Annotated in this window: 8 protein-coding genes, 1 tRNA gene and 1 pseudogene; 5 read left to right on the top strand and 5 right to left on the bottom strand. The window is 62.2% G+C overall.

Annotated features, from left to right (window positions below; all coding sequences use genetic code 11):
• The 5 genes from kdpA to EN884_RS19670 form a co-directional block, all read right to left on the bottom strand.
• The coding region (gene kdpA / locus EN884_RS19695; RefSeq protein ID WP_128360692.1) for a potassium-transporting ATPase subunit KdpA at nucleotides 1-1,456 on the bottom strand (1,456 nt) is incomplete at its 3' end.
• Nucleotides 1,457-1,476: 20 nt separating this feature from the next.
• On the bottom strand, nucleotides 1,477-1,566 hold the full coding sequence (locus EN884_RS19690) for a K(+)-transporting ATPase subunit F (RefSeq protein WP_032808122.1): 90 nt from the start codon (nucleotides 1,564-1,566) through the stop codon (nucleotides 1,477-1,479).
• A 451-nt stretch (nucleotides 1,567-2,017) separates the two neighbouring features.
• Nucleotides 2,018-2,320, bottom strand: coding sequence for a DUF982 domain-containing protein (locus EN884_RS19680; RefSeq protein ID WP_013529642.1), 303 nt, complete (start codon nucleotides 2,318-2,320; stop codon nucleotides 2,018-2,020).
• Between the two features lie 258 nt (nucleotides 2,321-2,578).
• Nucleotides 2,579-2,803, bottom strand: coding sequence for an alkylphosphonate utilization protein (locus EN884_RS19675; RefSeq protein WP_013529641.1), 225 nt, complete (start codon nucleotides 2,801-2,803; stop codon nucleotides 2,579-2,581).
• A 112-nt stretch (nucleotides 2,804-2,915) separates the two neighbouring features.
• Nucleotides 2,916-3,005, bottom strand: a tRNA-Ser gene (locus EN884_RS19670).
• Between the two features lie 361 nt (nucleotides 3,006-3,366).
• Between EN884_RS19670 and EN884_RS19665 the strand changes: the two genes are divergently transcribed.
• From EN884_RS19665 to EN884_RS19645, 5 genes and pseudogenes are all read left to right on the top strand, one after another.
• A complete protein-coding gene (locus EN884_RS19665) occupies nucleotides 3,367-4,071 on the top strand; it encodes a hypothetical protein (RefSeq protein ID WP_164919868.1) in 705 nt (234 codons plus the stop codon).
• 306 nt (nucleotides 4,072-4,377) lie between these two features.
• The gene (locus EN884_RS19660; RefSeq protein ID WP_024502789.1) at nucleotides 4,378-4,701 is read left to right on the top strand and encodes a hypothetical protein; all 324 of its coding nucleotides are present in this window, start codon (nucleotides 4,378-4,380) and stop codon (nucleotides 4,699-4,701) included.
• 32 nt (nucleotides 4,702-4,733) lie between these two features.
• The gene (gene msrA, locus EN884_RS19655) at nucleotides 4,734-5,399 is read left to right on the top strand and encodes a peptide-methionine (S)-S-oxide reductase MsrA (protein ID WP_063168985.1); all 666 of its coding nucleotides are present in this window, start codon (nucleotides 4,734-4,736) and stop codon (nucleotides 5,397-5,399) included.
• Nucleotides 5,400-5,594: 195 nt separating this feature from the next.
• Nucleotides 5,595-6,584, top strand: a complete 990-nt coding sequence (locus tag EN884_RS19650) for a BMP family ABC transporter substrate-binding protein (protein WP_024502791.1) — start codon at nucleotides 5,595-5,597, stop codon at nucleotides 6,582-6,584.
• Between the two features lie 115 nt (nucleotides 6,585-6,699).
• Nucleotides 6,700-6,925 (top strand): annotated as a pseudogene (locus EN884_RS19645) (N-acetyltransferase); the annotation flags it as partial.

The following is a 6,925-nucleotide window of genomic DNA, read 5'->3' as shown; positions in this document are numbered from 1 at the left end:
TGTTGTACCAGGGCGTGTTGCCGCTGAGGCCGCCAAAGGCCGAACCGTTGTTGGCCGCCGCCGACGTGTAGGCATAGAGGACCTCGGAGAAGCCGTGCGGGCCGGCATTGCCCATCGACGCCACGCCGGTCGGCAGCACGACGGCGATGGCCGTGAAGATCAGCATCGCCAGCGGCAGGCACAATATGGCCAGCATCGCCATCTTGACCTCCTTGGCCTCGATCTTCTTGCCGAGATATTCGGGCGTGCGACCGACCATCAGGCCGGCGACGAAGACGGCGACGACGATGTACATCAGGATGCCGTAGAGGCCCGCGCCGACACCGCCGACGATGACTTCGCCAAGCTGCATGTTGATGATCGGGATCATGCCGCCGAGCGCCGTGAACGAGCCGTGCATGGCGTTGACAGCGCCGCAGGAAGCGGCCGTGGTGATGACGGCAAACAGCGCCGACAAGGCGATGCCGAAACGTGTCTCCTTGCCCTCCATGTTGCCGCCGTCGATGCCCAGCGCATGCACCAGCGGGTTGCCGGCGGCTTCCGCCCAGTAGCAGATGGCGACACCGGCGATGAACATGACGCCCATGGCCGAGAGGATCGCCCAGCCCTGGCGCTGGTTGCCGATCATGCGGCCGAAGACATTGGTCAAGGCGGCGCCGATGGCGAAGATCGACACCATCTGGATCAGGTTGGAGATCGCGTCGGGGTTCTCGAACGGGTGCGCGGCATTGGCGTTGAAGAAGCCGCCGCCATTGGTGCCGAGCATCTTGATGGCCACCTGCGAAGCGACCGGGCCGACGGCGATGGTCTGCTGCGCGCCTTCGAGCGTCGTGGCGTTGACATAGGCGCCCAGCGTCTGCGGCATGCCGAGCCAGACATAGGCCAGCGTCAGCACGACGCAGAACGGCAGCAGCAAATAGAGTGTGGAGCGGGTCATATCGACCCAGAAATTGCCGATCGACTTGCCCGAAGCCCGGGCAAAGCCGCGGATCAGCGCGATGGCTATGGCAATGCCCGTGGCCGCCGAAACGAAGTTCTGCACCGTCAGCCCAGCCATCTGCACGAGATAGGACATCGTGCTCTCGCCACCATAGTTCTGCCAGTTGGTGTTGGTCATGAAGCTGGCGGCGGTGTTGAAGGCGAGCCCTGGTTCAACCGCTGTCATGCCGGCCGGGTTGTAGGGCAGGCTGCCCTGCAGGCGCTGCAGGGCGTAGAGCACCAGGAAGCCGGCAAGGTTGAAGAGCAGCAGGGCGACCGCATAGGTGGTCCAGTGCTGTTCCTCCCGTTCGCTGGTTCCGCAAACACGGTACAGCCCGCGCTCGAGCGGGCCGAAGACGGGCGAGAGCAGCGTCCGGTCGCCGTCGAAGACGCGGTGCATGTAGCCGCCGAGCGGCTTCACCAGCAATATGACGATCCCGCAATAGACCAGGATCTGTATCCAACCGTTCAGTGTCATGGCTGTGGCTTTCCGTGCCTTCAGAAGCGTTCTGGACGAACGAGGGCGTAGGTCAGGTAGGCGAGCAGGAACAGCGTAACGCCGCCACCGAGAATATAGTCGACGATCATTTTTTCAGCCTCGCTCTAGAGAGCGTCGCAAGCTTTTATGTAGGCGAAACAAAGGGCAAAGAACAAAATTCCGATTCCGATAACGGCCATATCCATTGTTTTTATTCCTTTTGTTCTTTTGTACTTTGCGAACTTGACAGGAGAGTTCGCAATATATCGAAAGTGTCCCGTCGCATCTTTGGCGACGAAACCGAATGTGTTTTCTGAAGGGAATATGGACCCGATCGCCATAAAGGTTCGAGACGGAGCGCAGTGGAAAGAAATAGGAATTTCATAAAGATTTTTGCGCGGGCTCTTCCCAACACTCCACGCAGGGATTGTCGCGCAAGGCAGGCGGCCAGCCACAGGATTGCGATTTGCTTGCGAGCTGCCGGAAACGGGAAAGCCCGGCTGGGGCCAGCCGGGCCTTCTATGGTGGTGTGGCTTTAGCCGCCACGGAGGGTATCGATCTTCAGGCGGCGTAGCCGCCATAGCCACGCGCAACGGCGTGCACGCCCGCCACCGGCTCGAGGTCCGGCCACAGGATACAAGAAGCTTGCGCAAACTGGACGAGCGCGTGGCGGGCCTGCTCGATGGTCACATAGCCTGGGATGGCGAGTTCACATGCTTCCACCGCGTTGCGGTAGAGGGGGCCGCGGCGGGAGGTCGTCCAATTGGTAAGGAAGTCGTGCATTTCGGCCAGCGACGCAATCTCGCGCTTGAAGCCAAGGCCGACCGAGAGTGCGACCGGGGAATGAAACAGCTTGTCGTGCATGAAGCGGGCTCCTGGTTTTTTTGCGCGCTTGGAGAGATATCCGGCGGGTCCGCGAACGGGACGCCCTGAAACGCGCAACGAGGCCGGAGGTTCCAGACTTGGGTCTTGGCGGTTTTTGATTGTGCCTGGTCGGCGAAATTATCAATTTCGCAGCGCAACGATCATGTGCCGGACGCTCAACGGCTCCGCTTCCACTTGGCGACGGCAGGCTCTCCAAAATCCCGAAGGAGCCATCGAGATCGCTTGCCGCCCTGAGGCTCACGCCTTCTTCACGAACTCGGTCTTGAGCACCAGGCCTTTCACTTGCTTGGTGTTGCATTCGATCTCGCCGGGATTGCCGTTCAGGCGGATAGCCTTCACCAACGTGCCGCGCTTGATCGTTTCCGAAGTGCCTTTGACTTTGAGGTCCTTGATCAGCGTGACGGAATCGCCGTCATTCAATTGAGCGCCATTGCTGTCGCGCACGATTACATCGTTCGGCATGCCATCTCCTGTGATTGGCAGGTTTCAAGGGCAGAGCGCGGCGGGATGTTTACCGCCCTGCTTCGCGCAAAGGCTCGGGCTTGTCCTGCGAAGCTCGTAGAGCGAAGCAGGATGGCGGAGAGAGCGGGATTCGAACCCGCGTTACGGTCTCCCGTAAACACACTTTCCAGGCGTGCGCCTTCAACCACTCGGCCACCTCTCCGTCCATGCATGTCGCGTCGGCCGGTTTTGCCGCGCGGGTTGGGGAGATGCACCTCCCTTGGGGCAAGACGAAACTTTCGCCATCGGCGTCGCCAACCAGCAAACGCCTTCCCCTGCACCTGAGCCGTCGAAGCAACAGGCGCGGGGCTCATCTAGTCGATCCGACGGCGAATGCCAAGCCATAACGGCAGTCTATTCGCTTTGCCGGCCACACAGTCTTTCACGAGGCCGCCGGCATGCCCGTTTTTGCGGGCGCCGCCGCTGCAATGGTGTGCACAGGCAGGACCGCAGGGACGGCCGCCCTTGACTTCCCCCGGAGTTGCCTGTCGGGTGCCGAGGCTTTGCGGGGGCATTGTGCGGACATGACATCGAGCAATGGACAGACGCCAGTCAGGCGGCCGGACAGCGGGCTGTCCTTCGTGCCGGTGGGCTGGCTTGTCTTCGTCATGGCGTGGTCAGTCTACGGCCTGATCTCCGTCTGGCCCGCGGTCGGCGCCACCGGCCTGCCAGACAGCGTGCTTTACCTTATCTATGGCGGGCTCGTCGTCGACATCGTCACCATCCTATGGGGGCTTTACCTGCTCGGCCTCGCCTTCGGCCGCTCGGCCCGCTTCCCGCGCCAGTTCACGATCTGGCAGATTGCCATAATCGTCGGGCTGCTGGTCATCCATGCCTATGCCCCTACGGTGCCGGGATTCGTCTTCTCGGGCCAGGCGCTTGTCATCACCGGCGCCGAAATCGCCATCGGCGCGCTCTGCATCTATCTGCTGCGCCATGGATCCGAAGCCGATGCCGTTTATGTCAATCCGAAAACCGAGAGCCCATCGGCCTTCGTCTCGGTCATCGCCGCGCTGCTCGGCATCGTCCTGGGCGCGGTCATCGGCGCCGTGGGCGGATTCGCCATCGGCTCGGTGATCGCCGATGCCACCGAGATGAGCTGTTTCGAGGGCGCCTGCGGCTATTTCGCCGTGTTCACCGGCCTGGCCGGTCTGGTGATCGGCGCCATCGGCGGCGGCGTTTTTGCTGTCTGGCGTGTCCACCGGCACAAAAGGAAGCCGGCCGCATAATTCGCGCGGGCAACAAATCCGGGTTCACACGGTCTTGGGAGACTTCGCCGGCGCGTCGGTTTGCGAGCACCAAACGCAAAAACCCGCCTGTGCGGCGGGTCGTCGGCGCAAGTCAACGCCATACCCAAACTATTAGCATAGCTGCCCTCACATGTCAATGAAAAGCGACCCGACTGACTGTCGTCCGGCCCTCCGTTGACCTGAGTTTGGAGTCTGCAAATTCGCGTATGGCGATTGCGATCCAGCCATGCGCATTCTATCTCTGAAAAGCCCCTCGGGAGAGGACCAGCCCGGAGGAGGGTTCTGATGTTTCGCTTCGTCTTTCGTCTTGCCGCAATGATCGCGCTGTCGATTTCCGTCATCATGGCGGTGCTCGACGCGACACGCACAGTGGCGGCCTCCGTGCTGGTGCTGACCCCGCTCAACAGCAGTTGGCTCGCGGTCTCGCCCGACACGCGGGCCGCCTTCGAGACCTTCATCCGAACCAAGACCAGCCCGCTGCTATGGGATGGCGCCATCGCCTGGGTGCTGAACCAGCCGGGCTTCGCCGTGTTCGCGGTGCTGGCTTTCCTGCTCTATGCGATAGGCTACAGGCGGCAACGTCGCGCCGGACAGTTCGTCGCAAACTGATCCGCTTTCCGCGAAGAGAGGGAAACCCGCGCATGTTCTTTCTCAGCGACATGCTGAACAAGAAGCTCAATCTGCCGAAGCCCTCCGAGGCCCTGCCGGGCCGCGCCAGGGCGATCCCGACCGCATCCAGGCACAAGGTCTTGAAAAGACCGCTCAAGGGTCCTTATCCCGAGGGGCTGGAGACGGCCATGTTCGGGCTCGGCTGCTTCTGGGCTGCGGAGCGGCTGTTCTGGCAGGTCGAAGGCGTCTGGGTCACCGCGGCCGGCTATGCCGGCGGCTTCACGCCCAATCCGACCTATCAGGAGACCTGCACCGGGCTAACCGGTCATGCCGAAGCGGTGCTGGTGGTCCATGACCCCGGGATCGTCTCCTATGCTGGGCTTCTGAAGCTGTTCTGGGAAAGCCACGATCCCACGCAGGGCATGCGCCAGGGCAATGATGTCGGCACCGCCTATCGCTCCGCGATCTACACGAGCGACGAGGCGCAACTGTTGGCGGCGAGCGCCTCGCGCGATGCGTATGAGACCTCGCTGCGCGGTGCCGGCCACGGCAGGATCACCACCGAGATCGCCCCGGCGGCCGAATTCTACTTCGCCGAAGCCGATCACCAGCAATATCTGGCGAAGAATCCTTACGGCACGTGCAACCTCAAAGGCACCGGTGTCGCTTGCGCCATCCCTGCCGCCGCCTCCGCCTGACACAAGCTGCGGTGCGGCTTGCCCGCACCAAGCTTTTCCAAAAGGTCAAAATTCCGCGTGAATTTTGTTTCGGGCCATGCCAGATTGCCGCCGAGCGGGAGGGAATACACTCCTGGCTGACGTCGCATGCCTGCCGGAGAACCGGGCCGGCATGCGGTGCGTAACGGAAAAAATAACCGACAGGGTGTGGATCACATGAAACGTATCGTTCTCGGCCTCCTGGCCGCAACCGCAATGGTTCTTCCGGCTTTCGCCGCGGATGTCCAGCCGGCCATCCTCTATGATCTCGGCGGCAAATTCGATAAATCCTTCAACGAGGCTGCCTATCACGGCGCCGAGAAATTCAAGACGGAAACCGGCACGGCCTACGTCGAATTCGAGGTCTCCAACGCCTCGCAGCGTGAGCAGGCGCTGCGCCGCTTCGCCGAGGACGGCCACAACCCGATCGTCATGGCCGGCTTCGCCTGGGAGGATGCGCTGAAGAAGGTCGCGGCCGAATATCCCGATCTCAACTTCGCCATCATCGACGACGCCGTCGACATGCCCAATGTCCGCTCGCTGGTATTCAAGGAAAACGAAGGCTCCTATCTCGTCGGCATCATGGCGGCGATGGCCTCGAAGTCGAAGAAGGTCTCCTTCGTCGGCGGCATGGACATCCCGCTGATCCGCAAGTTCGAATGCGGCTATGTCGGCGGTGCCAAATCGGCCGGCGCGACCGATGTCATCCAGAACATGACGGGTGACACGCCGGCTGCCTGGAACGATCCGGCCAAGGGCGGCGAGATCGCCAAGACGCAGATCGACCAGGGCTCCGACGTGGTCTACGCCGCGGCAGGCGGTACCGGCGTTGGCGTGCTGCAGGCGGCGGCAGATGCCGGCAAGCTTGGCATCGGCGTCGATTCCAACCAGAACGGCCTGCAGCCCGGCAAGGTGCTGACCTCGATGCTGAAGCGCGTCGACGTCGCCGTCTACACCGCCTTCATGGACGGCAAGAACGGCACCTTCAAGGGCGGCGTCGAGAATCTCGGCCTCAAGGAAGGCGGCGTCGACTACGCCATGGACGACAACAACAAGGCGCTGGTGACGGACGAGATGAAGGCGGCCGTCGAAAAAGCCAAGGCCGACATCATTGCCGGCAAGGTCGAAGTACACGACTATACGACTGACAACGCCTGCCCCTATTGAGCGGCACGAACACACAGCCATGATCTGCAAACCGCCGGGCGCCAGCCCGGCGGTTTTGCCTTTACCGGATCGAGCGAAACCTTCGCTCCGTGCCGGACACCGTTTCGAGATACAGATGCAGCCGACGATCGGACCCATGGGCGAGCACGACGTAGCAGCGGTCGCGCAACTGCGCCTGTCTGCCTTTTTCGAGGGAACCGGAAGGACTCTCGGGGAAGATGCGGCAGGGCTTCGCGACTTGATCGCCGGTGACGGTTTCGAGGCGGCATTCGTGGCCCGGATCGGCGACACCCCGGTCGGGACATGCCTGCTGGTGCGCCACGAACTGGAGCCCGCGCATG

Source organism: Mesorhizobium sp. M7A.F.Ca.AU.001.01.1.1 (genome assembly GCF_004022735.1).
GTDB lineage: Bacteria > Pseudomonadota > Alphaproteobacteria > Rhizobiales > Rhizobiaceae > Mesorhizobium > Mesorhizobium ciceri.
This window is presented reverse-complemented; position numbering and strand designations above follow the sequence as displayed.

Bases quoted from the DNA above. Each gene is read 5' to 3' on its own strand.
- EN884_RS19660 (WP_024502789.1), top strand. From the start codon at position 4,378: ATGTTTCGCTTCGTCTTTCGTCTTGCCGCAATGATCGCGCTGTCGATT.
- EN884_RS19650 (WP_024502791.1), top strand. From the start codon at position 5,595: ATGAAACGTATCGTTCTCGGCCTCCTGGCCGCAACCGCAATGGTTCTT.
- EN884_RS19675 (WP_013529641.1), bottom strand. From the start codon at position 2,803: ATGCCGAACGATGTAATCGTGCGCGACAGCAATGGCGCTCAATTGAAT.
- EN884_RS19665 (WP_164919868.1), top strand. From the start codon at position 3,367: ATGACATCGAGCAATGGACAGACGCCAGTCAGGCGGCCGGACAGCGGG.
- msrA (WP_063168985.1), top strand. From the start codon at position 4,734: ATGTTCTTTCTCAGCGACATGCTGAACAAGAAGCTCAATCTGCCGAAG.
- EN884_RS19690 (WP_032808122.1), bottom strand. From the start codon at position 1,566: ATGATCGTCGACTATATTCTCGGTGGCGGCGTTACGCTGTTCCTGCTC.
- EN884_RS19680 (WP_013529642.1), bottom strand. From the start codon at position 2,320: ATGCACGACAAGCTGTTTCATTCCCCGGTCGCACTCTCGGTCGGCCTT.